The 26299-nt window shown below is 54.2% G+C and carries 23 protein-coding genes; 11 read left to right on the forward strand and 12 right to left on the reverse strand.

Going from position 1 to position 26299, the window contains the following annotated elements; translation table 11 throughout:
* The first annotated feature begins 234 nt into the window (after positions 1-234).
* Together C5Y96_RS01565 and tadA are read left to right on the forward strand one after the other, a co-directional pair.
* Entirely contained in the window at positions 235-1248 is a 1014-nt protein-coding gene (locus C5Y96_RS01565; RefSeq protein ID WP_105349795.1) for a DUF1559 domain-containing protein, read from the forward strand.
* Positions 1249-1392: 144 nt separating this feature from the next.
* The gene (tadA, locus tag C5Y96_RS01570; protein ID WP_233198720.1) at positions 1393-1842 is read left to right on the forward strand and encodes a tRNA adenosine(34) deaminase TadA; all 450 of its coding nucleotides are present in this window, start codon (positions 1393-1395) and stop codon (positions 1840-1842) included.
* Between the two features lie 3 nt (positions 1843-1845).
* On the opposite strand, the gene C5Y96_RS01575 is transcribed toward tadA, so the two are convergent.
* From C5Y96_RS01575 to C5Y96_RS01585, 3 genes are all read right to left on the reverse strand, one after another.
* On the reverse strand, positions 1846-3342 hold the full coding sequence (locus C5Y96_RS01575; RefSeq protein ID WP_105349797.1) for an FHA domain-containing protein: 1497 nt from the start codon (positions 3340-3342) through the stop codon (positions 1846-1848).
* 307 nt (positions 3343-3649) lie between these two features.
* Positions 3650-5104, reverse strand: a complete 1455-nt coding sequence (locus C5Y96_RS01580; protein WP_105349798.1) for an NADH:flavin oxidoreductase — start codon at positions 5102-5104, stop codon at positions 3650-3652.
* A gap of 9 nt (positions 5105-5113) precedes the next feature.
* Complete coding sequence (locus C5Y96_RS01585) at positions 5114-7405, reverse strand: ATP-dependent helicase (protein ID WP_105349799.1); 2292 nt, start codon at positions 7403-7405, stop codon at positions 5114-5116.
* A gap of 251 nt (positions 7406-7656) precedes the next feature.
* Between C5Y96_RS01585 and C5Y96_RS01590 the strand changes: the two genes are divergently transcribed.
* Positions 7657-7941, forward strand: a complete 285-nt coding sequence (locus tag C5Y96_RS01590) for a DNA-directed RNA polymerase subunit alpha C-terminal domain-containing protein (RefSeq protein WP_105349800.1) — start codon at positions 7657-7659, stop codon at positions 7939-7941.
* A 52-nt stretch (positions 7942-7993) separates the two neighbouring features.
* On the opposite strand, the gene C5Y96_RS01595 is transcribed toward C5Y96_RS01590, so the two are convergent.
* Positions 7994-9256 carry a PQQ-binding-like beta-propeller repeat protein gene (locus tag C5Y96_RS01595; RefSeq protein ID WP_105349801.1) on the reverse strand — a complete coding sequence of 421 codons (1263 nt, stop codon included), beginning with the start codon at positions 9254-9256 and terminating at the stop codon, positions 7994-7996.
* 149 nt (positions 9257-9405) lie between these two features.
* Between C5Y96_RS01595 and C5Y96_RS01600 the strand changes: the two genes are divergently transcribed.
* The 5 genes from C5Y96_RS01600 (at position 9406) to polX (ending at position 15024) form a co-directional block, all read left to right on the forward strand.
* Complete coding sequence (locus C5Y96_RS01600; RefSeq protein ID WP_105349802.1) at positions 9406-10719, forward strand: hypothetical protein; 1314 nt, start codon at positions 9406-9408, stop codon at positions 10717-10719.
* Positions 10716-11156 carry a hypothetical protein gene (locus C5Y96_RS01605; protein ID WP_105349803.1) on the forward strand — a complete coding sequence of 147 codons (441 nt, stop codon included), beginning with the start codon at positions 10716-10718 and terminating at the stop codon, positions 11154-11156. The genes C5Y96_RS01600 and C5Y96_RS01605 overlap by 4 nt, the downstream gene beginning before the upstream one ends.
* Positions 11143-11760 (forward strand): hypothetical protein, encoded by a 618-nt coding sequence (locus C5Y96_RS01610; protein ID WP_105349804.1) that lies wholly within the window; start codon positions 11143-11145, stop codon positions 11758-11760. Before C5Y96_RS01605 ends, C5Y96_RS01610 begins: the two co-directional genes overlap by 14 nt.
* A 235-nt stretch (positions 11761-11995) precedes the next feature.
* Positions 11996-13141 (forward strand): hypothetical protein, encoded by a 1146-nt coding sequence (locus C5Y96_RS01615; protein ID WP_105349805.1) that lies wholly within the window; start codon positions 11996-11998, stop codon positions 13139-13141.
* 149 nt (positions 13142-13290) lie between these two features.
* Entirely contained in the window at positions 13291-15024 is a 1734-nt protein-coding gene (gene polX / locus C5Y96_RS01620; RefSeq protein ID WP_105349806.1) for a DNA polymerase/3'-5' exonuclease PolX, read from the forward strand.
* Here the strand turns inward: polX and C5Y96_RS01625 are convergent.
* The 7 genes from C5Y96_RS01625 to C5Y96_RS01660 all read right to left on the reverse strand — a co-directional run bounded on the left by C5Y96_RS01625 (position 15021) and on the right by C5Y96_RS01660 (position 21910).
* A complete protein-coding gene (locus C5Y96_RS01625; RefSeq protein WP_233198709.1) occupies positions 15021-15932 on the reverse strand; it encodes a sugar phosphate isomerase/epimerase family protein in 912 nt (303 codons plus the stop codon). The two genes, polX and C5Y96_RS01625, sit on opposite strands and share 4 nt — an antisense overlap.
* 42 nt (positions 15933-15974) lie before the next feature.
* Complete coding sequence (locus tag C5Y96_RS01630; RefSeq protein ID WP_105349808.1) at positions 15975-16973, reverse strand: hypothetical protein; 999 nt, start codon at positions 16971-16973, stop codon at positions 15975-15977.
* A gap of 16 nt (positions 16974-16989) precedes the next feature.
* Positions 16990-17658 (reverse strand): hypothetical protein, encoded by a 669-nt coding sequence (locus C5Y96_RS01635; RefSeq protein ID WP_105349809.1) that lies wholly within the window; start codon positions 17656-17658, stop codon positions 16990-16992.
* A gap of 262 nt (positions 17659-17920) precedes the next feature.
* Positions 17921-18433 carry a hypothetical protein gene (locus tag C5Y96_RS26980; protein WP_146115478.1) on the reverse strand — a complete coding sequence of 171 codons (513 nt, stop codon included), beginning with the start codon at positions 18431-18433 and terminating at the stop codon, positions 17921-17923.
* Between the two features lie 443 nt (positions 18434-18876).
* Entirely contained in the window at positions 18877-19506 is a 630-nt protein-coding gene (locus C5Y96_RS01650) for a hypothetical protein (RefSeq protein ID WP_105349812.1), read from the reverse strand.
* A gap of 118 nt (positions 19507-19624) precedes the next feature.
* Positions 19625-21124, reverse strand: a complete 1500-nt coding sequence (locus C5Y96_RS01655) for a hypothetical protein (protein WP_105349862.1) — start codon at positions 21122-21124, stop codon at positions 19625-19627.
* Positions 21125-21364: 240 nt separating this feature from the next.
* Positions 21365-21910 carry a hypothetical protein gene (locus C5Y96_RS01660; protein ID WP_105349813.1) on the reverse strand — a complete coding sequence of 182 codons (546 nt, stop codon included), beginning with the start codon at positions 21908-21910 and terminating at the stop codon, positions 21365-21367.
* Positions 21911-22177: 267 nt separating this feature from the next.
* On the opposite strand from C5Y96_RS01660, the gene C5Y96_RS01665 reads away from it, so the two are divergent.
* Both C5Y96_RS01665 and C5Y96_RS01670 read left to right on the forward strand, forming a co-directional pair.
* On the forward strand, positions 22178-22726 hold the full coding sequence (locus C5Y96_RS01665) for an ATP-dependent Clp protease proteolytic subunit (protein WP_105349814.1): 549 nt from the start codon (positions 22178-22180) through the stop codon (positions 22724-22726).
* A 67-nt stretch (positions 22727-22793) separates the two neighbouring features.
* A complete protein-coding gene (locus C5Y96_RS01670; protein WP_105349815.1) occupies positions 22794-24113 on the forward strand; it encodes a hypothetical protein in 1320 nt (439 codons plus the stop codon).
* On the opposite strand, the gene C5Y96_RS01675 is transcribed toward C5Y96_RS01670, so the two are convergent.
* On the reverse strand, positions 24110-25081 hold the full coding sequence (locus C5Y96_RS01675) for a cytochrome c (protein WP_105349816.1): 972 nt from the start codon (positions 25079-25081) through the stop codon (positions 24110-24112). The two genes, C5Y96_RS01670 and C5Y96_RS01675, sit on opposite strands and share 4 nt — an antisense overlap.
* Positions 25082-25191: 110 nt before the next feature.
* Here C5Y96_RS01675 and C5Y96_RS01680 point away from each other — a divergent pair, with 110 nt between their 5' ends.
* On the forward strand, positions 25192-26295 hold the full coding sequence (locus C5Y96_RS01680) for an FAD:protein FMN transferase (protein WP_105349817.1): 1104 nt from the start codon (positions 25192-25194) through the stop codon (positions 26293-26295).
* Positions 26296-26299 lie beyond the last annotated feature (4 nt).

Raw genomic sequence — 26299 nt, forward strand, 5'->3', positions numbered from 1 at the left:
CATAACAGAGTGTCGGACGAGAAAACGTTACGTTTGTAATAAACTTCCCCTAGGTTGCGAATTCAAAAAGCTTGTTGAATTCAGCAAAATCGTTATCTCAGAACGGTTTGCGACATATTGCCACGACGGACAAAGTACTCGACATTTGGATAGGAATGGGTGATACTTAACGTGGCCTAGCACTTCAAAAAACACGCTCGTCAGTGACTTATCACCCATTAAGGATTTCCGGACATGATCAACCGCCGACACGGCTTCACGCTGGTTGAATTGCTAGTCGTGATCGCCATTATTGGTATTCTGGCAGGTTTGCTACTTCCCGCCGTGAATATGGCCCGTGAAGCGGCCCGCCGAACCGACTGCATGAACAACGTAAAGCAGATTGGACTCGCTGTTCAGGCTAAGATGAACAAGCATCCCCGCAACGAAATGCCCCCCCATCGTTCGTGGGCGAATCGAAGTGGTATTGATAAAGCAGCCTACAACGCCGATGAAGTGGCGGGTTTTGTGATCCCAATTTTGAACGAGTTGGATCGTAGTGAACTCGCCGAGACCTACATCGATTCGGGATATTACCCTAGCTCTCTCGACGGTGTGGTGATTGATTCGCTGACTTGCGAAAGTGATCCGGTTGAACCAGGTGAGAAGAACCCTACCAACTATTATCCTAATGGTGGATATCTCAATCCTGGTAGCGTTGCACCTATGGACCTCAAGGCGAACGGTGCCTGGAGCGACCACAGCCCACTCGATTTTTCTTCGGGAACTGACCAGTCCGAACTGAACATCAAGAGTTCCGATTTCAAGGATGGTGTCACGAACACGATTCTGATTGGCGAGCGTATTCGTGTCGCGAACTTCGGTACCGCAGCACTTTCGTCCGCTGCGAAATGGAACGAATCAGTCTCGGAAGGGTATTCGGCTTTACTTTGGAACGACGCATTCTACGTCGCAGGTGGCCAGCCACTTTCACTAGGTGGTTTGGATGACACCACCTACTCTGGCGGAGTCTATCTTCCATCGAGCAATCATGGCGATGTAGTCATGGTCGGTTTCGTTGATGGTTCTGTGCGCTCTGCTTCCACAAACATGGACATGAGCGTTTACGGCCAACTGTTGACGTGCGATGGTCGCGATGCTCGAGTCAAGGGTTCCGCTGCACCTTACTTCACGACGAAGACTTCGTTGGATGCCACGGCCGCGACCAATTGGCAACAGCGTAAGCTCAGTGAAGAAGATCTGCCGTAAGGTCGTGACTCATCTGGCAACGTTCAGTACATTCAGAGACATCCTTTCACAAAAGAAAGGATGTCTCTTTTTATTACTAGCGAAGGTAGCCGCGTGACGGATTCAGAAATTCTTGGGCAATTCGAACTGCCCCAACTGCACCAGATGTATATGCAGATGGCCCTGCAACAGGCCGAGATGGCTGCTCGTAGTGATGAAGTGCCGGTCGGTGCTGTGATCGTGCGCGAAGGAAGCATCATTGCCGCAGCGCACAACCAGAGGGAAATGCTGAGGGACCCCACCGCACATGCCGAAATGATCGCCATCACCCAGGCCGCTGAAGCCGTAGGGGGCTGGCGTCTAGAAGATTGTATTTTGTATGTAACCCTCGAGCCGTGTCCAATGTGTGCTGGAGCGATCTTACAAGCTCGGATTCCGGTAGTGGTGTTCGGTGCACTCGATCCGAAAGCTGGAGCAGTTTCATCCCTTTTTGAAATGCTGAACGATACCCGTCTGAATCATCGGTGCGAAGTCGTTCCTGGGGTGCTGCAAGATCGCTGCGGGCAAATTCTCACCGAGTTCTTCCGGCAACGTCGGGCCGAGGGGAAGAAGTAGTCGCTATTCTGAATTCCCCGATAGATCCATCACCGAAGGTTTCGATGGCAGATATCCGAGCCGATTCAACCGTGAGATGAAGTCGGTTTCACATAGCAGACGCCAGCGTTTTGGGTCTGGGTGTTGCACGAATATCGCTTCCGCACGAGGCATGAGATCGGAAATTCGTTCGGGGTGATCACAAAGCCAATTGACCCAATCGCCTGCACTGCCGAAGTCGGGCGAGTCCGATTGGTGTTCCTGGCAATACTTGGCGACCGCTTCAGGATAGGCGGAAATTACTTCCTCTTGTCCTTCATGAGGAAAGATGAAAGCGAATGCATCTTTGCCCCATGCTTCGCGCAATTCATCGACGACCGTTTCGATGTCCTCAATATGAAAGACCTTGGCGTGTGAATTATCGCAGCCGAATGTCTGTTCCGAGTGGGCTTCCCAGGGTTCGGTATTCACTTTAGATGTATCGACGATCGCGCCGACATCGCGATGGCGAGCAAGTCGGCGGAGAAACTCGATCGGCATGGGCTCGACGCCCACGGCATCGACCAAGTGGTAGTTTTCGCCGATGTCTTTGGCAAAGAAGGTCGCAAACTTCCGTCGAACCAGGTCCTCGAAAACCCAAGTTCGCAGCGGAGCATCCGGGGCCTCTTCGCCACCATCAATCGTCACGTGAAATTCCGTCTTCCCTGCGACGAACTTGTCGCCGGTATAGATGGTTGCATACGGCACGCTAACGTCATTGAGCTTGGTCCCGTTCTGACTCTGAAGATCACGTAGTCGGCAACGTTTGTCTTCGCAGTCGAGTCCAAAATGCACGCCTGAAATCGATGCGTCACCAACGACTGTAACGTCGGCCATCTGGTTTCGTCCGATGATGACTGTTTGTCCAGGGATAAGCCAAACATGGCGTTTGCCGGTGGCATCCTCAAAAGTGACATTCAGACGAACAATGCGGACAGAATCATGCCGGGGGGCGTCATCAGTTTCGGTCTTCTCTGTAGACTCGTTCTCGACTTCCGCTGAAATTTGCTTGGCGAGTTGTTCGATTTCCTGTCCATACTCTTCCGTTGAATCCAAAGTTGCTGGGTCCACGGCCTGTGCGATTGGAGCGAATGGCTGTTTACTGGGAGCCTTCAGAGCGTCTTTTTCGCGAAGACGCTGAATCTCGGGGTACATCAGTGGATCGACAACGGTCGTTGTGATTTCCCCCTCAAAACGTACTTGAAATTCGGAGTTGCCTGCTCGAATCGTATCGCGGTCGTGCAGTTCAACCAGGTTGATCCGAATGCCGTTGACGAACGTTCCATTGGTGCTGTTCAGATCACGAATTCGGCAGCGAGATTTATCGCATAGAAGTGCAAAATGAAGTCCGGACATTGCTCGATCATCTGAAATAGATAAATCGGCATTGGCCTGACGACCAACTCGAAACATCGAGCCTTGCTCGGCCGTGATGATTTCCCCCTGGGCAGGGCCTTCCTGGACCGTCAAATAGGCACGCATGGCTTGTCTATCAATCCTGTGGTTGCGATCTCAGACTGGCGACTACAATCCAGTTATGACGCGAAGAACTCGACCGTCAAGATTTTGCCCCAATCTCAGATGCCGTTTTGCTTCCCCTTTAACGCATCAGCAACTGCCACTGAGTATACCGATGTGACCAGCACCGATCACCTATTTGGACGGCAAAACCCGCAGAAAATGTAGTCAAAACATGCTGCGGACACCCATCCTGGAACAGCACGGGGGGGAGCGGTAAGGCACTCACCACGCCACATGTCGCGAGAGATTACTTCCGTCCAGCAAGAGACTATTTAGCGGCCGCAGATTTGGCGTCTTTCAGTTGCTGGTGCTCAGGCAGACTCTTATAAAACGGATCCAGCGGGTAACACCCCGAGATGATGCCATTTCTAGGGGCGGAAGTGCAGTCGCTAAACGTGCGGCATATCTTTTTCCGCGGCATGGTGCCTTCTGCGAGCGTCGTTTGCGGCAACTCAGGCAGCGAAAGGACCATGCGTCCCAAGCCAACGCTGTCGACCCATCCAGCCCGAACGGCGGCCTGGGCCACGAGAGGAAGGTACTCTTGCAGATAGGTGTAACCGGTACCGACCATCATCATTTCCGGGACCGCTTTCTTGACATCTCGAACGGCTTCGATCTGGCGAACAACACCCACCAGAGGGTCTTCCGGAGGTGGGTAGCCATCGCTCGGCGGAAAGATGGCCGGGCGTTGAATATGGGGATTGTAATAAGGACTGCCGGCCGAAAGGTTAACCGAGAAGACGCCTGACTCGCGGAGCAACTTGATCAACCGGATAGGCTCGCTCAAATCCATTTCCAGAGGATTCTCTGGGTTAACCCCAAAGCCGTACTCATACGGGAGTAAGTCTTGGAAATCGATCGGTTCGCCAGCTTCAAGTCCTGCCCGAAATGGAATCAAGTCGAACACGCTCAGCCGTACTCCAATCATCAGCCCCGGGCACTCTTGCTGGATTCGGCGAATGATCGTCAGCAACAACCGTGTGCGGCCCTCGAAGTCACCGCCAAATTCCCCGGTGCGGGTTCTCGCACTGAGAAACTCGTGCAGGAGATAACCGTGACAACATTTCACGTCGACAAAGTGAAAGCCAAGCTGCTGGGCGATCTTGGCTGAAGCGACAAACTTTTCCATGAGCTGGTAGAGTTCGGCATCGGTCCAAATAGCGCTGTCATCATTGGAATCAATGCCGACGCGGGCATCGAGAATTGGGTGATGATAAGCGATGCGTGGCTCGGCGATTTGTTTCTGATTGGGGCGGCTATATCGCCCCGAGTGGGTCAGTTGCAGTCCGATCATCAGGTCGGCAGGATCTCCAACCTCATTCTTATGCGCGCTGACGAGTGAGTCGTAGAGCCTTTCCAAGCCAAAGCGATTTGATTCGGTTCCCAGCGTTTGATTTGGATTGGCTCGACCGTCTTCTTGAACGGCTGCGGCTTCCCCACCCCAAATCAGCTTGGCTCCACTTCGCCCGAAGTTTTCCCAGCGACGAATCGTGAACTCAGTGGGCGAACCATCGGTATTCGCGTCCCATCCTTCCATGGGATGAATACACCATCGGTTGCCGATCGTGAAGCCTTCGGTTTCAAGCAGGGCTGCCATCGGTGAGCCCTGCTCGCGCGTTAGTATCGTGTCATCGCATGGCAAGCTGAGCCCCAATTCCGAAAGACGATCTCGAAACGCATCGACGGTTTTCAGTTGGGCAACTTTGATGAAACGATTGCTCATGAATCAAGCTCAAGTGGATGAGGCGGGGCGAAGTTCTGAGTAGGCGAGAACGAATTTCTTTTGTTCACCAGTAACGAATTGAACGGTTGCCGTACGTTTGGCACCTTCGCCACTCATGGCAATGATCTTACCCAGCCCGTAAGTCGGATGAATGACAGCCATCGATTGATGAAACTTGTCCGGATTCAATTTCGGTTTGGATGAACTCGGACCTTTTACCATGTCGGCCGCGGTCATGAGCATTTTAGTCTGGGGAGAGGGATCGTTGCTTGGCGAGTTGTCGGCGAAATCGCCCGATTCGCCAGTCTGGCTGAAGTCGTCCTCAGGGATCTCATGAATGTCATCCCATTCTTGAGATGTAGGAGCATATCGCCCCAAGGCTGCCTGGAAGTCCATTTCTTCACGGGGCAGCTCGAAGAGAAACTTGCTGGGGACCGTCATCATGCGTCGACCGCGGAAATCTCGTTGGTTCGCGGTGCTCAGTTCCAGTTCTTCCTGGGCCCTGGTAATGCCCACGAACATCAATCGCCGTTCTTCTTCGAGTTGGGCATCTGAATCTTTCGACCGTTCGTGCGGCAGTAGGCCTTCTTCAATGGCTACCATAAATACGTGGGGAAACTCGAGCCCCTTGGCCGCATGAAGCGTCATTAGGGTGACACGGTCGAGGGCCGTGTCGAATTCATCGGTCTCGTTGACCAGAGCTTTATCTTCCAAGTACTGCTCCAGCGTGCCATCCTCGGGGTGTTGGAAATCGAACTCCCGGGCCGATGAAAGAAGCTCGTCGATGTTTTCCAGACGGGACAGGTCCTCTTCGTCATCCGAGTTCTCGTACTGGGCCCGGAGGCCGGTCTCGCTCAGGATGGCTCCCAGGATCTCTTCGACAGGTTCGTTGATCTTCAACGAGAGTCGATCGAACATGGCCACAAATTTGGCGACCGCTACGGCAGCTCGCTTGTTGAGCGAGTCGATCATGCCAGCCTCACGCGCGGCATCCATCATCGAGATCCCATGATCCAGGGCATGAACCTGTAGCTTGAGGATCGTCGATTTGCCGATGCCACGCGTAGGCGTATTTACGATACGAGTGAACGCCACGTCATCTCGCGGGTTGTTCATCAGCATGGCATAGGCCAGTACGTCCTTGATTTCCTTTCGCTGATAAAACTCGACGCCGCTGACAATCATGTACGGAATGCCCTGCTGCCGGAGAGCTTCTTCGTAGGCGCGAGAAAGTGCGTTCACTCGATAGAAAATGGCGAAGTCGCGAGGACGACGCTTGCCTTGGGCGACGTAAGTCGCAACCCGTGTCGCAATTGCCTGGGCTTCCTCGTGGCTCGTCGAATATGTCAGCAGACGTACCGGCTGACCGGGGGCGTGGTCGGTAAAAAGAGACTTCTTCTTACGCCGCTTGTTGTGACCAATGAGTTGATCCGCCACGGAGAGAATATTAGGCGTGCTGCGGAAGTTTTGCTCCAAACGAACGACCTTCACGTGGTCGAAGTCTTTTTCAAAGTCGAGAATGTTGTTCAGGTTCGCCCCTCGCCAGCCATAAATCGACTGATCGGGATCACCAGTAACGCCCAGGTTGGGGTACTGTTGGGAAAGGGAACGCACCAGCAGGTACTGCACCAGGTTCGTATCCTGGTACTCGTCGACCAGGATGTAACGAAAGCGTTCGTCGAGCGCTGCCCGAAGGTCTGGGTTTTCCTGCAGCATCTGGGCAACGAGCATCAGCATGTCGTCAAAGTCGACCGCATTGGCCGCGCGCAGTTGACGCTGGTATTCCGGGTAGACATCTTGCACGATCGAACTGATTGCGTTGGCGGAGTTGGCTTCGTAACGTTCGGGTAGAACCATGTTGTTCTTGGCCCAACTGATCGCCTTGGCGACTTTCTCAGGCGTGGCGTGCGACATCGAGATCTCTTCGGTCTGAAGAGCACGCTTGAGAATCTGCAGCGAGTCTGAAGTATCGTAGATCGTATAATTCGGCTCGAGTCCAACCAGGTTGGAATAAGCTCGTAACAGCCGCGCACAAAATCGATGGAACGTACTGACCCAGACGGTGCTTTCGGGAGCCAGGCGTTCGACGCGGGAACGCATTTCTTCGGCAGCTTTGTTGGTAAACGTCAGCGCGACGATCTGCGAGGAATAGACTCCGCTACGCAGCATATGTGCGATGCGGTGCGTAACGACGCGCGTCTTACCACTGCCGGGGCCTGCCAGAACGAGGATTGGGCCGTCGACATGAGCCACGGCTTCCCGCTGGCTGCTGGTCAGCCCTTCAAACAAATAATCGGTCATCCATCAACCTATCGAAAGAATGCTAGCGTGTCTGGCAAGCCAGGTTCGCTAGCACCGCTTAGGTAGTTTCAGTAAATTTTTCCGAAACTGGTATTCAATTCTAAAGAAATGAGTATAGTAAACCCGATCGCGTCGCGAGACCCTCAGCCAGGCCCATGCCCCCGGCTTCGTGTCGAGCGACCACGACCAAGTGACTCTAGGGATGAGCCACTAACTTTTTCACTTTTTCATTTGCGATAGGGAGGGAACCCATGCCACGTATTCCTCTGAATGCGGCTGACCAACAACACGACGACCTGTTGGCCAAGCTGGAAATGAGTACGGCGGAAATCGGATTGACGGTCCGCACGACAAATTGCCTCGAGGAAAAGGGCATCTTTACCGTTCGCGATCTGCTGAATTGCACACCAGCCGACTTGTTGAGTATTTCCAACTTCGGCGAAAAGACCCTCGACGAGGTCTACTCGGCGCTCGAAGGCGTTGGGTTCTATCGTCACACTCGCCAACTCGCTCGAGCTACGGCCGTCGCCGTTTAACGAGTACCCCCTGCGATTGACGCAAACTTAGGTGTTCCCGATAGCCCAATGACTATGGGGACTTGCCAATCTGAAAACAGCGAATCGGACCTCCCCGTGTACCCGTTTCGCGAACAAGCAAATAACCACCGCTTAGCGCGGGCAACGCACGCGAGATGTCGTTGCTCGCGCGGAAGCGGCTGACTTCTGTGAATTTGTTTTCATCGGGAAGAAACAGAATCGCAGTCCCTTCATTGGTCACAGCGATTAACTTCTGATCCGCATAAATCAGGTGCGCCGTACCCGGAAGCTGATGGGACCACCTGACTCTTCCTGTGGCAAACTCCACGCATCGCAATTCTGGCGAACCTAAATCTTCGCGGCCATGTATGCCATACAAGTAATCGCCCACCAGAACTGGCGTGTTGTATTGGCTGGAAAGGGTGTCGTCGTTTTCCCATATCGGCTTGAACTGGGTCTTCTCAAGTTCAACCAGCTTGGCACCCACGCCATAGCTTGCAGTCACAAATAGCTTGTTGCCAGAAACGACAGGTGTTGCGGCATTTACTGTTGGGCCTCTCGCCCCGAAAGGAAATCCATAGAACACATTTCCGGTAAAGGGATCGACCACCACGGTTTGTAGCCGCGTTACAAACACCGCATAGGGGCGATCGGCGATCGTGGTCATCACAGGTGATGAGTAGCTGGCCGCATCGTCGAGCGCTCGCCATTGGAACTGGCCGTCTTCCAGATTAACGGCCACGATGCCCGATCCGTTGCGTCCACCGACATTTACGAGAACCGACTTTTCGAACACGATCGGGGTACTTCCCGCACCGAAGTATCCATCAGGGGCACCGAAGTTACCGGCCATGTCCACTTCCCACCGCAGCTTGCCGCTCTGACGATCGACACTACGTAAGATACCGGCGGCACCGTAAACAATGACCGAGTCTTTCGTCACGACTGGCACGCAGCGTGGTCCGTCGTCGGGATTGATCGATGCCTGATACGAGGCCCGCATATCGCGTGACCAGATCCTCTTCCCGGTCTTCAACTCGACCGCTTCTAGCAACTCGGAATTGCTTTCCCGGTAGAACAAGTAGACGACGCCGTCCGCGACCGCCGGGCCTGCGTAGCCGCTACCGAGGTCCTTTTTCCAGACTTCTGTGGGGCCTCGTCGGGGCCACTGATCAAGCAGCTTTTCCTCTTCCGCATGACCATTTCTTTGCGGTCCCAGGATTTGAGGCCAATCCCCCGCATAGGCTGATGAGGTAAAACAGGCCAGACCAAAGGTCAGGCCTACGGTTTTCAAACAGAAACGGCGAGTAATCATCGGAGAAACCTGAGGGGAGTCGGTGCCGCGAAGTGGTGAATCCAGTTATATTTAGCATGGTATCGCGCGAGGGGACTAATCGCCAAATGGTAGAGCCCGGCGCGAGATTCTTTGTTATTACTGCTTCTTCGGAAATCTGAAGATCTCGTATGCCTCGCTGGTTTCGCATCTGGGAGAAAAAACGCGGTTCACGCCGTACGGTTTCGCGTGTCGTAGCCAGCGTGGGGGAAACGTTTTTCTTCTCGGCGATATTCTTTTTCGGGGTCATTTTCACGGCAATGACCGTGGCTTCGACCGTACTGGAAACGTGGCCCATCCGGACAATGTTTCCAGAAGTCGCCTACGTGGAAGGGGAATGCACGGTTCAGGAAATCCGTGTCCTGAAGCTCGGAACCGACGACTATCCCCGCTACCAACCCGAGGCACTCGTCTTGCTGGATCTGCCTCAGCGCCAGCATCATCGCTGGACGTTGCGGCGGTCTTCTCTTTCCTATTCTACGGAAGAGGCGGCTTGGGATCGGCTCAATGGGTATGAACCCGGCTGGATTTATCCATGTTGGTACGATCCTGACAGTCCAGGCCAAAGCGTTGTTCTTGAACGCACTCCGGCTTGGGGTCTGTGGGTTATTTTTCTGGTGCTGATTTCCTTCATCGTGATTGGTGGGATCGGTCTGATCTATACGCTGCTGCTGATGGGGACTTCGGTCGAACGCAGAGCCGCGATCGCCAAGAAAGCAAAGACCCTTGAGCTTCTACGCGAGGCGATGCCGGCTACAACGTATCCTTCCATTCCCAACGATGCGAACCTGACCAATAGCCCAGGCGTGCGTCTGGCATTTCGCCTGCCCATCGAGGTTTCACCAGGCTGGTGGCTGTTGGCCACGCTGATCTTTAGTCTGCTTTGGAGCGGTATGGCTGGCGTTTTCTTCATTGCCGCATTGGGCAATCATTTAGCCGGAAAACCGGACTGGATGTTGACGATCATCTCGTTGCCGACCATCGGAATTGCCTTGGCGGCGATTTCGCAGTTCCTCCGCGAGGTTACCGCAAACACCCGGGTGGGGCCAACGGGCTTGGAAATTTCGAACCATCCCCTTTATCCTGGAAAGGAATACCGCGTCTTTGTGACCCAGGCAGGTAAAATGAAGGTTCGACAGTTGCAGATCTTGCTCGTTTGCGAAGAAGCAGCCACTTTCCTGCAGGGTACCGACGTTCGCAGCGAAACCAAGCGTGTTGTGGAAGAAGAGGTTGCCGCAGCCAAGGGGTTTGAAATCAAGCCAGGGCTCCCGTTCGAGGCGGATTATCAGCTGAGAGTGCCTGAAGGTTGTATGCACAGCTTCAAGTCAGATCACAATGCGATCCACTGGAAACTGGTCGTGCAGATTAACGCCGATCACGGTACGCGGCTGAGTCGTAGCTTCCCGATCGTCGTTTATCCGGCGGAATTGGAGGTGGCACGATGATTCCAGAGCCAAAAATCGAGATCACGCTCGATCGCCCCAGCCGAACCTATCTGCCAGATGACGAACTGATTGCCAGCTTCGAGATCAAAGGAACTCGTCCGTCCGAAGTCCAGGCAATCGAGGCTTCCGTGTTGTGGTACACCGAGGGGACCGGCGAAGAAGACCTGGCCACGCACGACTTTCGACGCCTGTTGCCGATCGATCGCAATGATGCCGACCTGACCAAACGCCGTAAGTTTCAAACGCGTTTGCCGCGAAGCCCGCTGTCGTATCAGGGACTGATCGTCAAAATTCGCTGGGCGGTTCGCGTGCGCGTCTTCATGCAGCAGGGAAAGGAATATGTGCAGGAAGTTCCTTTCAACCTGGGCGAATTGGCTCCGGCAGTACCCATTGCAACCGGGCGTTCGTCAAGGAAGCGAGCCGATGATGCGGCGTAATCCTTTTTCGACGCGATTTACTCGCCCCGGCGAGATTCCCTTTGTCTTTCCGGCTGGGAACTCGTTGGAAACGATCATCGAAGCTTTTCAGCAGCCGGGTGCGCAAGGCGCGATCGTTGGACCGCACGGAAGTGGTAAGTCAACCTTGCTGGAAACCCTTAGCGAGCATTGGCGAAAACACGGACTTGTCGAGCAACGTGTCCGGCTGACAGCATCGAGAAAACGCGAGACCATTCCACTGAGTGAACTTGACGCCAACTCGCTGCTGGTGATCGATGGGTTCGAGCAGCTTTTGTATTGGAAGCAACGCTGGATTCGCTGGCGCTGCCAGCAGAAAAGGGCACGTCTGTTGGTTACAACGCACGGCGATTGTGGTCTGCCGGTGGCCCTACGAACACAGCCCGATTGGGCCTTGGCATACCAGTTGTCTTCGATGCTTCTTGCCTGCGACGTAATGGCTTACGAAGCGGATCTGTATGCTGTATGGAATGAAGCCCCCGGCGACATTCGTGCTTACTTCTTCCGGTTATACCACTGGTGCGAATTGCACGGAATTTACCTGATGTCCGGGCAATCTAAAGGGGCACAAGGGCTACCTGTCTGATTGGGGCAGCCTGATCCTAAGACTTTTACTACTTGTCACGCATTCACCACGTGGCGTGCGTGACGGCTAAGTAGGCTGAGTTGAGAAAATCCAAGAGATTTTTCCTGTTCTGGCTCAAGCCTGTGATCTATTCTTCACCGTCCCTTTTATTATTGCGAGGCAAAGGAAGCCCGGCTTTTGGAGGTTCGAAGGAACGACGACCTGACGCGTTTTCAACCGGAAGGACCTTTCCCGGATGACTGCTTCGCCGATCAAAACCGTTCTCACCCTCGTGGTGTGCAGCCTGACAGTGTTCAACAATCCCAGCCAGGCTCAGGCCTGTTGGCTGACCGATTGGCTGTGGGGCACTAACGAAGCGTATCCCGTTGCGCCACCGGTGATCACGACGAATTATCCGGCTTATCCGTCGAATGCCTGCTATCCAACCGTTCAAGCCAACTATCAACCTTCGGTGGTTGGTTCGTGCGCAGCTCCTTCGCCGGTAACCACAGTCGGTTACGCTCCGCAAATGAACTACAACTCGCAGTATCAACAAGTGCCAGTGACGGTGTACCGTCCGGTTCCCGTGTACCAGCCCAATTCGGCTGGCGTGCCGGTCGTTGGGTATCAAGGATGCACGACTTCGCGTTATCAAGTGCAACGTGTTCCGGCTTTCGGAGCCGCACCAGCCCCTTCGAGTTGTGGTTGTGCCTCGGCCGGCTATAACGCACCTGTTGGTGCACCAGTAGGGGGAGCGATCACCTCGCCTGCCCCTGGCCAATGGGTTCCACGTGTTGAAGAGCAGCCGATGCAGTACTCGCAGCCGCAACCACAGGTTCAGGTGCAACCACAATATCAAACGGCCCCGCCTGCCCCATCGTACGGTTCCGGCGGTTCGATTTATTCGCCGCCCCAGCCTGGTGCATCGGCTACGCCACAGTTCCAGCTTGCCCCACCACCTGGGCAGGATGGTCAACCAGCCGATACGCGACCAGCTTTGCGACCAGAAATAGAGGGACCGGTCCTTAATGGATCGAATGGTATCACCATTGAAAGTTCGACCAGTGCTCCACCGCTGAATCGCTACATTCCACAACCAGTAACCAGCCAGCGTCCGGCTCCTACGACCGTTACCCCGTCGTCGACCGCTCCAGCACCTGCTGGGCAGTGGAAGGTAACTCCGGTGACGCCGATTCCGGATCCTCAGTTCTCCAACTCGGGTTCGACCAGCGAAGCACCTCGTCTGCTCGATCCACGTGACAAGACCGCCGGGCTCGACCAGCGATCGCTGGTGATTCCGGTTGGCTACGAGATGGCGCAGCAGCCGCCGCGTCGCTCGTTCACACCGCCAACGGCTTCCATTCAAGCCGATAACGATGGCTGGTACTCGCTGAATAAATAATGCGTGAACAGCAGAACAAATAAATCGCAAAAGGGGCTCCTGAATCAGGGCCCCTTTTTTTGATGTGCTGGGCAAGGGGAGTTGATCGATCCAAATGGCAATCGCTACGCTGAATGAGGAGACACGAAAACCTTTCAGCGAATAACGCCATGAATAACGCTCAAATCGCTGCCAAGTTTGAAATGCTGGCAGATCTTCTCGAGTTCCAGGGAGCCAATAGCTTTCGCATCCGTGCCTATCGAAACGCGGCTCGCACGATTGAAAGCCTGTCGCAGCAAATCAGCGATATTCTGAACGACACCTCTCAGAAATTGACCGACTTCGAGGGCATTGGTAAAGACCTGGCGGAGAAGTGCCAGGTACTGGTCGAGACTGGCAAGTTGCCGCAGCTGGAAGATCTTCAGAAGAAAATTCCCCCTTCCGTGCTGGCCATGCTGCGAATTCCTGGCTTGGGGCCCAAGAAGGCAGCGGTAATCTACAAGGAACTGGGAATCTCTACGCTGGAGGGGCTAAGAGAAGCTTGCCAGGATGAAAAAATCCGGGCACTCAAAGGTTTCGGTGCCAAGACCGAGCAAACCATCTTGAGTGGCATCGATCTCGCCGCGACAGCCGATCAGCGGGTCTACTGGGCCAAAGCCGACAAGCTGGTGCAGCGTCTAAGAGAACATCTTGAGAGTGCGAAAGGCATCGAGAAACTCACCTTCGCAGGCAGCTACCGTCGTGGCAAGGAAACCGTCGGCGATATCGATATTCTGACGGTCGCCGAGTCGTCGAACGAAGCGATGGATCGTTTGGGTGAGTTTCCTGATCTGGAAGAAGTGATTGCCCGAGGGGATACAAAAATGTCGATTCGACTAGCCAGCAACATGCAAGTCGATCTACGCGTCGTGCCAGCCAAGAGTTACGGGGCGGCAATGCAGTATTTCACCGGATCAAAGGAGCATAACGTCAAAGTTCGTGGAATCGCCAAGCAGCGAGGGCTAAAGATCAACGAGTATGGTGTGTTTCGCGTGAATGACGATGGAAGCGAAACCTACGTCGCAGGCGAAACTGAAGAGGACGTCTACGCGGCGCTTGATCTACCTTGTTTTCCGCCAGAACTGCGTGAGAATCGCGATGAATTCAAGCTGGTTGAAACGGGACTTCCTAAGCTAATCACCGTCGAGGACATCGTGGGGGATATGCATATGCATACCGACGCGACTGATGGTTTGAATACGCTGGAAGAAATGATCGAGGCAGGGATCGCGAAAGGATATCAGTACATCGCGATCACCGACCACTCTAAGCGAGTCAGCATGGCCAATGGCTTAAATGCGGAGCGACTGCTGGAACAATGGAAGACGATCGATAAGCTTCGCAATAAGTACGACGGCAAGATTCAAATTCTCAAGGGGCTTGAGTGTGATATTCTCGAACAGGGTGGGATGGATCTTCCGGATGAGGTGCTGGAGCAAGGGGATTGGATTATCGCCAGCGTGCACTATGGTCAGGGCCAGCCAAAGCAGCAAATCACCGATCGTATTGTGGGGGCACTAGAAAATCCCAATGTCTGTATCATCGCTCATCCGACAGGTCGTCTGATCAACCGTCGTGAGCCTTATGAGGTCGATTTGGACGCCGTTTTTCAATGTGCCAAAGAGAACAAGAAGTTCGTTGAACTCAATGCCAACCCCGCTCGGCTCGACTTGAATGACGTTTACTGTCACGCGGCGAAAGGGCAGGGCATTCCCATCGGCATCAACAGCGACGGTCACAAGATCGAAGGGCTGGACGTGATCCGCTACGGGATCATGCAAGCACGAAGAGCCGGCCTGACCAAAGAGGATGTCGTCAATACGCGATCGTGGGACGACATCCGAAAGTTACTTGGCCGAGTTTAGCCCATTGCTTCGCGAAGTGTCTCGATGAACTTGGGGCACTCTTCGCGCGGGTTTTCATTCTCTTCGTATTCCAAGACAACGAAACCGCGATAGTTGGCTTCACCCAGGATATCGAAGATGCGTTTGAAGTCGGTGGGAACTTTCTTTTTGTCAGGTCCCGAGACAACGACTTTGATCTGCGCATTTAACGCGTAAGGAGCAATTTGCGCCAGTTCGCCATAAATGTCGTCGCTGTGGAAATTGCCGGAATCGAGGTTCACGCCAAACCAGTCGCTTTCGACGTCGTTCACTAGCTTGAGTAAGCCCTCGGCAGTTGCGGTGGGGCCGCCGTGGTTTTCCAGTGCCAGGAAGACACCGTGCTGGCCTGCGTACTGACATACTTCGGTCAAACCTTCCACCATCAAGCGATGCGTCTCTTCCGGAGAGATCCCCTTTTTCTGGTGTCCGGCGAACACGCGGATGACAGGTGCCCCGAGCTTGGCTGCGTTTTCAATCCAGGATTTGGTCAGCTCGATTTGCTGGTCGCGCTGTTCGCCGGGCGGATGACCAAAATCGTTACCGATGGCAGTGCCGGAAACGCTTAGACCTTGGCGAAACGCATGCGATTTCAGATCATAGAGATAGCCTGCTTCGACGTCTTTGGGAAAGTAGTACGACGTTAGCTCGGTCCCATCCAGCTGCATCTTGGCACAGTCATCGATGAACGTCTTCAACGTCACGCCTGAGTTTGTGTCTTGCAGAAGTTTTCGATAGCTGTAGGCAGCCAGGCTGAGCTTGAATTTGGGGGCACTGCGATCGGCAATGGGCTTCGCTGCCTGAGATGTTTCAGCCACGAACCCTGCCGCGGCGAGACCCGCGGTACCCATCATCCAATTTCGGCGTGTGAACTTCGGCGAGGATTCCATCATCAGGGCTCCTTATCAGGCAGGGTCTTGGGAGGGAAGGGGGAACTAAGCGCCAGCTTGCACCGGCTCGGCAGCGGAAGTCTCTGATTGTTGGGACTTGGCTGAGTTCTGAGAAGCGGCTTCGAATGATTCCCAGGGGGCGAATGCCATGCTCAAGCCAATCATTAAGATAGCAAATTCCCAGTGGCCAGTAACCAACGCCAGGCCGACCCAGTGAAAGACGGCAAGCGCTGCTAGAAGGGGACGCCAAATACGGAACCAAATCAATAGCCCGAAGGCCAACTCGAAAAAGACCACCAGGTGTGTCCAGGCAAACACGATCAGACGCGATCCCTCGGAGCTGCCCAGGAATGTAAGGTCTACCAGTCGGTTATCAGGCTGGGCAATCAACCACCACATGGCTTCGCCGTTCCACCAAACGGGATTGCCTAGCTTTGCAAAGGCCATCATCCAGTAGAACGCAACGACGTGAACTTGAATCAAGCGGGTTGCCAGGTGCGCGGTAAACGAAGCCGGCACCTCTTGCGTGTCTCCCTTCCGCCCTCGGAGCCAGGCATCGACCGAGAAATACGCACCGCAAGGAGTCAGACAAAGATACAACATGACGGGGCAGAGCAGGGGTTCCAGGACACCCATCAGCATCGGAGCTCGTTCGGCATACGAAAGGACAAATACCGTCGCGATGATGGAGGTGATTCGCGTTTGAAACCCAACAGCGAAGAGCAGGATCGAAACCAAGCCGATCGCGTGCAGAATGTACAATTGCAGCGATGTATGGGCGAGATAAAAGATTGACCAATAAAAAACGCGGGTAGAAGGATCGGACGCACCCGTCAGACGGTAGGTTCGATCGACCGGAAGAACACCGCCGTCAGCAAACCAGATTGCCAGTTCCGAAGTGAACGTCAGGGCATAAATCAGTGCCACGACACCGGCGACAATCCGCAAGTAGCTAACGGTTTTCGGATCGTCTCGCTGAAACCAAAAGTGATTCCAGCCAGATGAAACAGCGTCGGTGAGTTGATTGAAATAGGTACCAAGCACGCGTGGAATTCCTGTGTTACTCGACGGGGGCGACATGTTCAGTCGCCATTTCTTTGATGAGCTGGAACGACCCTTCCGGATCTACAAGGACCGTCGCTCGGTAGAGCTCGGTTTCATAGGATGGATCTTTTGGATCGGCAGCAAAAACCTGGCCATCAATGGTCAGTTCCATGGGTTGAGGTCGTCGGCGAATACAGCGTATCGATACTTTGCTGCTGCCCGTTTGACGAAGGAAGTACTGACCAATCCCTTTGGTAATTTCAGCCGGCAACGTGTCGTCGCTGATCTCTGCTTGCAGCCCAACAATCTTGGCCAATCGCTGATATCGGTAAGGGTCTCTTGGTCCAGATCCAAGCATGGGACCGGGAACTTCGTAGGTTTCGGTTTCGCCGCTGGGGGTGCTCACTTCAACCCGGAAAAAGTGTTCGTAGTCAGCAGGTGTGCCAGAGTACAAGCTATAGGGGGAAGCACGCACTTCCAAGTTTAGGGGTTCTGTGTAGAGTTGAAACAAATTCAACAGCTTCTCATGTAGCAGCGACGAGTAGCCGCCTCCGAGTGAACTCGAAACGACGACCCAAAGCCCAAACAGATACGCGAATAAGGCCAGCGAAATAAAGCTACGTGTGGCTGGGCTGGCAACTTCTGAATCGGGCGTAGTGGCAGGAGGGGATTTCGATTTCGACATGCAGAGACTCTTCAGCGTGGCGTCAGGCAGGAATACCTATTGATTGTAATTGCAGGCAAGTTGAACATCGAATGATCTATGAAATTTGCTTGCTCGTTACTCGGCACTAATCAAATAAAAAGGCCCGGTCTTCTTGTTACAGGAGACCGGGCCTTTTATTGAGTTGTCTGAAGGAGGCGGGCAACAGGGCAAATCCCGCACACCGTCAGGCGCTTCTCTGGGTGACCGCAGGCCTGGGCACCGTCAGAGAAGTTAAGCCAACTTAGGCTGCTTCAGCTGCTGGAGGAGCTGGTGGAGCTTCTTCCGAAGGGGAAGCTTCGGCTGGAGCAGCAGGTGCGGCTTCAGGAGCAGCACAGGTTGGTTCTGGAGCACACGAGGTGCAACCGCTGTCACAACCACCGCAAACGACTGGTTCTGGAGCACAGCAGGTTGGCTCAGGAGCGCAGCAGGTAGGTTCTGGAGCACAGCAAGTTGGCTCTGGAGCACAGCAGCTGCGCTTCGCCTTCAGGCGAGCGAACAGACCACCACCACAATGGTGCTTCTTCTTACCACAGCAAGCCGGTTCTGGCTCGCAGCAAACTGGTTCCGGAGCACAGCAGGTCGGCTCTGGAGCACAGCAGGAAGCCTTGTGACGAGCGAACAGACCGCCACAGTGCTTACCACCAAAACAACCATGGCAACCGAAAGCAGCGTCAACTTGACGTTCGCCGCCGATCAGGGCCATACCAACGACCGCGAAAAAGATCGCGATACCGAGAGTGAAAACACGATTCATTTGAGAATCCTCCAAGACTTCACTTACCGAAGTGTAAGGGAGTTAAACACGAAGACGCCGTCCGACGTGATCCCCCGACCACGACGGCACAACGTCGGAGGACATTACCCGGCGACTTGTTAGGATCACCGGAAATCCCGCGAACCGACTCAGCTTACCCTGTTGTGAAACTGTGGCGATTACGCGGAATTTATGCGTTACATAGCATAGGCCGTAAAATTACCAAGCCTGAAAGCTAAGTCAAGCAGTGCGAAGGGAATTTAGAGTGTTTAGAGAAGATTTTCCAAGTCGCCTGTAGAGGGGCCAGGGCGATGTGCTTGACCACAATATCATCTCGGTTAGCCGTCACTGAGGGAAGATGGCCACGAAAAAAGCCTCATGATAATGGAAGAGACTCCATCATTATGAGGCTTAATGTTCTACAAATTGCCTGTAATGGCAGTTTAGCGGTTCAGACCTGACGAATGCGAGGCGGGCATTACTTGGGGGCTTCCGCCGGTAGCGTTTCCGCGTCGAGTCAATTCCAGCTCGGCTCGTTGCTGTTGAGCCAGCATGTCCAGTGGATCTTCAAAATTCATGACCAGGGGAGCTTCTCCAGAAAATAATTCGGTGGCCATGCCGGCAACCGCCCATCCGAAGGGTTCTTTTCGCAGAATCCAGACAATCTCGTACGTTTGACGGCGGCCGGCGTCATCGACATCGGTCCAATTTGATTCAACGTGGCAAATGTCGTGGGTTTCAGTGGTGTAAATCGTTTGCCCCACAACGAATTTCGCTGTATCGCTGCCAGGTGGCCGGACGACCATATCGTGCTTGGCAGTTTCGGTGCGTGCTTTGGATGTCAACAGCCGACTTGTGGTCGTTGCATCGCCCTGACGCAGCGACACAAGAAACAGTTCAATGACTGCCTTGGGATCTTGCGCAGCCTTTTGGACCTCGTCGTTGACAACGTCGACCGTGATTTGCTCATGGTCGGCGTCGTTCTGAGCGGTGTTGGTTGGATTATCCGACTGATTGCAACCGAAGAAGGCGATCGCGATCAGCAACAGCCACGCGTGCTTGCTTCCCTGCATGACGCATTTTCCTTACGAGTAGTACGTACCGAGACGTTTGCCGCTCGGGCTAATTCGAAGATCAGCAGGAAATCTCGCAGAACGCGCCGAAAGTGTCAACGTCGATTTTGGCCAATGTTTAGCCAGCACCGAGACCGCGGTCGAAAGCATCTTGCTCGCGAAGGTAAATGGCCAGGGTTGACTCAAACGTTTGGCTCGAAATCTTGTAGCTCGGTTCCTGATCGGTGTAGTTGTTACAGTGCGCAACCAGAAGTCGATAGAGGAACTTGAATAAGTGACGCGGAACACGGAGTTGGCGAAATGCCTCGAAGATGCGCTGCTTGGAGATGCTCTCGTCGAACAAGTCCTGCACCGAGGGAGCGTCGCCGCTGGAGACTGCCTGAATGCGGGCACTCGCCACGTCGTATAAAGCTTCGCTTGTCCATTGCAACGAAGGGATCATGTTTTGTTTATCCAGGCGCGCGCGCTGGTAAAACTCCTTGTTTTCCCGTTCGATAAATTGCTGCAGTTCCATGGGCAGCAGTAGCTTCACGCCAAAGCCTGATTGTTTGAGGAACTTATTGTCGAGCATCGGCCACAGAAGGAGCTTCATCAGTTCCGGCGAGCCGTTGATCAGGTGAGGCTCGTCGACGCGGTCGACGATCACGATGATGCCGGTCACGTCCAGCGATCGCAAAATACCGGAGAACTTGTTCAGCATCGCATAACGATCGTCGGTGCGCGGATGCATGGGCAGCGGCTGAGACGAAAGATCGCTCATCGGAAAGGTCATCAGCGTGCGCGCAAGCGGAATCCGCTCGTGGTTGCTGACTTTCACGTTGCGATAGATGCGGTGTGCTTTCCAAACAGACCTGAGGGCTTTGGTCAGCCATGGCAGCCAACCGGCAACAAAGGCGATCAAATAGACCCAAGGGGGAAAATATGGAGATTCGGTGCGAATCGTCAACGACGTGAATACCGCAATGCACCCCACGGTGGTGGCAATACCCAGCGAAAACGCAGCCCACGACTGAAGCGACCAAAAACCCAGCTTCTTTCGCAGGGCAGACCAACGCGTCTTGAACGTTTCGGTCGTCGATTCATCGTAACAGGCAGCCAGCAGCAATAAATCGCGTGCTTGATTCTGATCGAGCTTGGCTACGCTGGAATCGCTGATGTCACAGCCAGGTGTGGCCATGCTGTTACGGGTAGCCAGAATGCGATCGATCAGGCTGGTCACGCCAATCATCAAAATGGCGTCCATGTGATCCCATAGCATCCAGCGTTTGAGCGTTCGATCAGGCCGGCGGCTACGACCGATCTGGTGTTCACGAAACCGATCGAGATATGGATTGAAGTCGTCGTATTCAATCACGTAGATCTGCTGCGTGGGGTTCTCGCGATTGTAGCGGGCGATGTGGTCGACGATCTGCAGTCGCATTGCCGTTTTACCGGCCCCCTTTTCGCCAAAAACGATCGAAGTCGACGGGTCCTGGGGATCGCCGTACACCTTCTGCCACGAGGGGTGATAGGTGGAATCGATGCAGCCACTTTTGAAAACGGTATCGGTTTGGGCGTCTTCGACCGCGAAAGGATTCGACTGAATTCCGTAGTGTTCCAGGAACTGATGGATCTTCATGGATGTCTGCGTCGGGGAGAAGAAATCGACAAATTCGTTAACGTCGACGAAATCCCGATAATTGATCGAGTTTCCGCCCTCTACTTCAACACTAATATAGCCCTGCATCAGGCTGGGGACGATCAGGGCCGAGATTTACCAGCCCGCCACCAGCGCGAGAATTGTGAACAAGGCATGAAAAAAGGAGGCGAATGGAAAGAATCGCCTCCTTTAACTTGGCACTTAGGGAAGCCGTTCAGACTATTTCACCTTCAGGCTCTTTACCATCGTGGTGAACTTTTCCTTGTTCTGGTCTATCGTTGAAGTGGGCCCATAGAACTTAAGGAAGTAATTACCAAACTTCTCCGTTGTGATGATCGCCGCCAACATGGTGTAACCTTCTTTGACCTCGGCTGGGGCAAACGGGCCACGCTGATCTTTAAAGTCACCTACCAGTTCGACCAAATGCACTTTCTGGTCGGCGATGGTTTCTTCTTTGACTTCGGCTTCTTTCGTCATTTTGACGAACTGCCCCTTCCAGCGATCGATATTGGCTTCGATGCTACCGCCGGCACCCATCAGGGTAACACGACCGTCAGTTCCATCCCCCTTGGCAGCCGGGACTTCCATTTCAACGTCGATAATTCCAACGCGGGGTTTCACGGACTTCCAGCCTTCGGGCTTGGACATCTCGAGGTGGCCATCACCGAAGGAAATCTGTTCGGCCTGCTTCTTTGTGTCATCTGCCATTGCCGTAACCGCGGTCAACAGGAACAGGACCAAGCAAACCGGCGAAATGCGTTTCATCACGTTTAGCTCCAAAAATGGGGGCGAATTTCGATGAGAGGGTATCCGTAATGATATCCCTAAAGTTGTGTCAATTCATCCATCTTGCCCGTCTGGAAGAGCAAGACTGGTGAATTTTACGTCGATTCTTGCGATGTGGTTCAGTAATACGACACTCTGGCAGGATCGTATCGTGTTGGCTTTCTGCCAAAGTCACTTGCGTTATCATAAACGGAATAGACGATATGCCCCTAACTGGCTGACGTAAAAAAGGTGTGACAAACTCATATGGCGAAGTCTCAGAAGTCGGACAGTTCCGGCGATTCCCAGCATGAAGAAGAATCGGGGCCACTTGAAATCGTTATCTCTGGCGAATTCGGGGAGTCGTGTACTGAAATCTATGAGAAAATTCTGGAAGTTCCTCTTGAGGGAGAATGCACTCTCTATTTCGACTCCCCAGGTGGCAGTTCCTATGCAGCGATTGGGCTGGTAAGTCTTCTCCGCATTCGCAAGATCCAAGCAACCGGCATTGTCATAGGCGAATGCTCCTCGGCTGCAATTTGGCCCTTTGCTGCGTGCAAGAAGCGTTATGTGACCCCCTGGAGCGTTCTCTTGTTTCATCCGATGCGATGGCAAAGTGACGAGAATATTCCAATCACGGAAGCTACCGAATGGGTTCGCCACTACCATCATCTGAATTCGGAGATGGATTCTATGCTGGCAAGTCTTTTCAAGACGAAACCTGAATTGATCGCCCAGTGGACGCATCCAGGAAGGTTTGTGACTGGGGCTGAACTGGCCGAGACCGGTCTGGCAGAACTAATCGAGCTTTTCTGATGTGCTTGACCCTGGGTACGATACGCTCTGCCTGTCGATAGCGTTTGATTCCCGGAAGCGTCCCCTCATGCAACGATTCTACTGTCCAACGATTTTGCTCCTTGCTGCCGCCACGTTGTGTGGATGCGGGCAAGGCTCGCCTGCCGACCCGTACGGCCAAGGAGCAACGCCAGCAGACTACAGTCAGCTGAAGCTCTCGCAGACGGTGAACGATCCGCGGGTAAAAGTGGAACTGGATCGACTTGAGACAGAGAACGCGCTCCCCACGCAGATCGCTGAATCGTACCGCAGTCGAACCGATGAGACTTCCGGCGAGCAGATCTTCAATTTCCTCCGCGGTGCGGATTCAAAGGACGTCGAACAGGCCCTGATCGATAGTGCCCATTGGTGGAATCCAAAATCGCCTGGGCGCGATCTCTTGGTTTCAACGCAGGGGCAGGACTTTCTTAGTGGTTGGGACATGCAGCGTAAAGCCGGACGCAACGTCTTGCTGCAACCGAAAGCACGTTTTCCGGTCAACCTGGAATCAGGGATGTTGGCTGATCCTGGTTGGACATCCACCATTCATTGCCTGGCCCGGGCCGAACTGCTGGAAGCCGCCAACCAGGCCCGCCAGAACAATATGAGCGAAGCCGTGACGGCGGCCGCTTATGCCTTGGCCTACGCCGATCAGTTGAACCAGGTACCGACGCTGCCGGCACGCAATAGTGCCGCTGCCATCCGCGAAGAGACCCTAATCACCTTGCGTGCTCTGCTGCGGCACCCGCAGTTTTCTGCCAACCAGCTGCGAACGCTGGAAACGGTACTCAAGCAGACGATGCAGCGATGGCCGAGCGATACGGACCTTTGGAAAGCAGACCGGGCCAGTGGTCTGCACTTTATGGAAATGATTCGTGCCGGGCACCTGGCGTCGCTGCTAACCCGAGAAGAGTACGATGCGATGATGGCCAGTGGCGAGTTCGCCAAGCTGACCAGCTCAATCTCCCGTAACCTGACGACCGATCAGGCTTTCTATCTGGATGCGATGAAAGATATCGTCGCCGCGGCCGATAAGCCGTATTACCAACGAGCCGAAGGGTTGGCTGCGATTAACGATGCTCTAAACGTGGCTCAGTCGACCGATAGCTACCCGATTATTTCAGGCGACTTTTTGCTCAGCGGCATGCATGCTCAGCAGGCTACTCTTTCCAAGGACAAGTCGCGAATGACAGTCTGGCTGGCGGCCGTTCAAGCTGCCAATGGGCACCCGCTGGCGGAATTGCCGATCATAGACTTCTCTGGCAAGCCGGTTGAAATCAATGACGAACCGGGACAAGTCACTGCCCGTTTCGAGGGAATACCAGGCGATATACCCGACCTGGTCATTCCCAAGTTTGAATCGAACTAGCGATAGCTTTCGTGGCAAAGTGTGCACGACTGACCGACATCGCCGGCGGCGGTACGGGCCGCATCGGCGTTGTTCTCTTTGACGGCCTTCACGACTTTCAACGCCGCTTCCTGCATTTGTTGGCTGAAGGTGACGTAGTCGGCGTCGTCGTAGTATTCGAAGCCTTCTTTCTGCATGGCATGTCCGATCGCGGCAATGATTTCGGCTTCATGCAGAATCTCTTCGACATTGCTTTTGAACTCTGATTCGCTAGCAGTCATCGGTTTAAGACGCTTCTGGTAGGCGATCTCTAGTCGCTGCATCAGAGGAGGGCGGTCGGCGATGGCATCCCAGGTTGCCTTGGGATCGGCTTCGCGCGTATCGATCGATCCACCACGAACGAGTTGTTCTACGTCCTCGGCACGCAATTTGGCTTCTTTGAACGAGTTGTCGGTTCCCACTTTGGAATTGAAACCAGCCCGGGCAAACCCGTCCCGCGCGGTCAGGGCAAATTCCTTCCAGCGAACGTCACCGTCATGCTCAGCGATAATCTCGAAAAGCATGGCCAGTTCGGTGAAGTCGCGACGTGCTTCCTCGAAACCACCCCCGTTGAACTTACGGACGTTCTGAACCGTTTCCGCCAACTGGTTATTGAGACGTTTCACTTCGTCTTGAATGGTGCCCGGCGAAATAATGTCGGCCCATTCCCCGGCCTTGCCGCCCCCTGTCGTGGCTGGCGATTGCATGCCCCCGCCGCCAGCGGGCGAGCTCGGTGCCATGGCTGGGGCTTGGCTGTTCTCGCTGAGGATGGTCGGGCGTTCTCCCTGGAGGGCTTCCGCGAAGACATCTTTGAAAAAGATGATGCTGGTCGTTGTATTATTAAATTCCGGGGCCTTGGCACGGCGTTCGGCTTGTTGGGCATGCAACGAAGAGTTGCTGACCAGCGGAGCCATGATTCCGACGACAAGAACGATACCGAATTGACGCATTGATGTTGCCTCCTGGGGACGAGCGTTCACAATTAGTATAACCCTGAACTTGATCTAGGGACAGAATTTCGATTTTCACGAGTTCGCTACCCACAAAACCAGGACAAGTCGTGACACCTGAAGAGGAAAAACTGGCCAGTCGCCGCAACTTTCTGTGGGGAAAGGTCCGTTCGGAAGAAGAACCCAACTCAGAGGAAGCCACTGAGCAGGGGGGGATGTCTGCCTCGTCAACGGCACCTGGTGCCTACCTGCTTCAGCTGGCCAGGAAGGCGATGGCCTGCCAATTCGAGGTCTACTTGAATGCCGTCGGGCCAGGCACCGAAACCGAAGCCGGGGTCGCCGCACTAGATATGGTGACCGAGCTCGAGCAACAGCTTTCCGCCTATCGCTACGACAGCGAAATCTGCATGTTGGGGGCGACTGCTTACTTGCGACCCCAAGTTGTTGAACAGCGTCTATTCGAGTTGTTGCAGCTCGCAGTTCAGTTGCACCGAGACACGCACGGTGCGTTCGATATCACCGCGGGACCGTTGATTAAAGCTTGGGGATTCTTTGATCGCGAAGGCAAGGTCCCCGACGAGGTCGACCTGGCCGAGGCCATGAGCCTGGTCGGAAGTAACAAGCTGACACTCGATGAAAGCCAACGCACGATCTTCTTCCAGAAAGAAGGGGTCGAACTCAACCTGGGGAGTATTGGCAAAGGGTACGCGTTAGATCGTTGCCGCGAACTCCTTCGCGAAGCTGGGGTGGAAGACTACTTACTGCACGGCGGGACCAGCAGCGTGCTCGCCCAAGGAGTGCGACGCGACGGAACACCGCGCGATGGTTGGGAGGTAGGTGTCCCTCATCCTTTGCGGCCTGATCGCAGGATCGGAACGGTACACCTGAACGGCGAAGCACTGGGAACTTCTGGTGCCGCGTTCCAAGCGTTCTTTCACGAAGGGAAGAAGTACGGTCATGTACTCGATCCTCGTACTGGGCAACCGGCGACTTCGGTGCTTTCGGCAACGGTTATCGCGCCCACGGCTGCTTTGGCCGATGCTCTGGCGACCGCATGTTATGTCATGGGACCGGAAGAGACGGAGGCAATGCTGCCAAAATACCCTGAGGTTTCCGTCTTGCTGGTCAAAGAGGGGCGACGGCGAGGAAGCGTCGAGACAATCATGCTCGGCGGAATGAACGAGCGACTGGCACTCGTCCCGACCTCGCTGTAAGGTC

The organism is Blastopirellula marina (genome assembly GCF_002967715.1).
GTDB lineage: Bacteria > Planctomycetota > Planctomycetia > Pirellulales > Pirellulaceae > Bremerella > Bremerella marina_B.

Excerpts from the sequence above, each read along its gene's own strand:
- C5Y96_RS01635 (WP_105349809.1), bottom strand. The coding sequence starts at position 17,658 with ATGTCGAAATCGAAATCCCCTCCTGCCACTACGCCCGATTCAGAAGTT.
- C5Y96_RS01575 (WP_105349797.1), bottom strand. The coding sequence starts at position 3,342 with ATGCGTGCCTATTTGACGGTCCAGGAAGGCCCTGCCCAGGGGGAAATC.
- C5Y96_RS01625 (WP_233198709.1), bottom strand. The coding sequence starts at position 15,932 with ATGATGGAATCCTCGCCGAAGTTCACACGCCGAAATTGGATGATGGGT.
- C5Y96_RS01675 (WP_105349816.1), bottom strand. The coding sequence starts at position 25,081 with ATGCGTCAATTCGGTATCGTTCTTGTCGTCGGAATCATGGCTCCGCTG.
- polX (WP_105349806.1), top strand. The coding sequence starts at position 13,291 with ATGAATAACGCTCAAATCGCTGCCAAGTTTGAAATGCTGGCAGATCTT.
- C5Y96_RS01595 (WP_105349801.1), bottom strand. The coding sequence starts at position 9,256 with ATGATTACTCGCCGTTTCTGTTTGAAAACCGTAGGCCTGACCTTTGGT.
- tadA (WP_233198720.1), top strand. The coding sequence starts at position 1,393 with ATGTATATGCAGATGGCCCTGCAACAGGCCGAGATGGCTGCTCGTAGT.
- C5Y96_RS01670 (WP_105349815.1), top strand. The coding sequence starts at position 22,794 with ATGCAACGATTCTACTGTCCAACGATTTTGCTCCTTGCTGCCGCCACG.
- C5Y96_RS01660 (WP_105349813.1), bottom strand. The coding sequence starts at position 21,910 with ATGAAACGCATTTCGCCGGTTTGCTTGGTCCTGTTCCTGTTGACCGCG.
- C5Y96_RS01590 (WP_105349800.1), top strand. The coding sequence starts at position 7,657 with ATGCCACGTATTCCTCTGAATGCGGCTGACCAACAACACGACGACCTG.
- C5Y96_RS01615 (WP_105349805.1), top strand. The coding sequence starts at position 11,996 with ATGACTGCTTCGCCGATCAAAACCGTTCTCACCCTCGTGGTGTGCAGC.
- C5Y96_RS01580 (WP_105349798.1), bottom strand. The coding sequence starts at position 5,104 with ATGAGCAATCGTTTCATCAAAGTTGCCCAACTGAAAACCGTCGATGCG.
- C5Y96_RS01665 (WP_105349814.1), top strand. The coding sequence starts at position 22,178 with ATGGCGAAGTCTCAGAAGTCGGACAGTTCCGGCGATTCCCAGCATGAA.
- C5Y96_RS01600 (WP_105349802.1), top strand. The coding sequence starts at position 9,406 with ATGCCTCGCTGGTTTCGCATCTGGGAGAAAAAACGCGGTTCACGCCGT.
- C5Y96_RS26980 (WP_146115478.1), bottom strand. The coding sequence starts at position 18,433 with ATGAATCGTGTTTTCACTCTCGGTATCGCGATCTTTTTCGCGGTCGTT.
- C5Y96_RS01605 (WP_105349803.1), top strand. The coding sequence starts at position 10,716 with ATGATTCCAGAGCCAAAAATCGAGATCACGCTCGATCGCCCCAGCCGA.
- C5Y96_RS01655 (WP_105349862.1), bottom strand. The coding sequence starts at position 21,124 with ATGAAGATCCATCAGTTCCTGGAACACTACGGAATTCAGTCGAATCCT.
- C5Y96_RS01650 (WP_105349812.1), bottom strand. The coding sequence starts at position 19,506 with ATGCAGGGAAGCAAGCACGCGTGGCTGTTGCTGATCGCGATCGCCTTC.
- C5Y96_RS01610 (WP_105349804.1), top strand. The coding sequence starts at position 11,143 with ATGATGCGGCGTAATCCTTTTTCGACGCGATTTACTCGCCCCGGCGAG.
- C5Y96_RS01565 (WP_105349795.1), top strand. The coding sequence starts at position 235 with ATGATCAACCGCCGACACGGCTTCACGCTGGTTGAATTGCTAGTCGTG.
- C5Y96_RS01585 (WP_105349799.1), bottom strand. The coding sequence starts at position 7,405 with ATGACCGATTATTTGTTTGAAGGGCTGACCAGCAGCCAGCGGGAAGCC.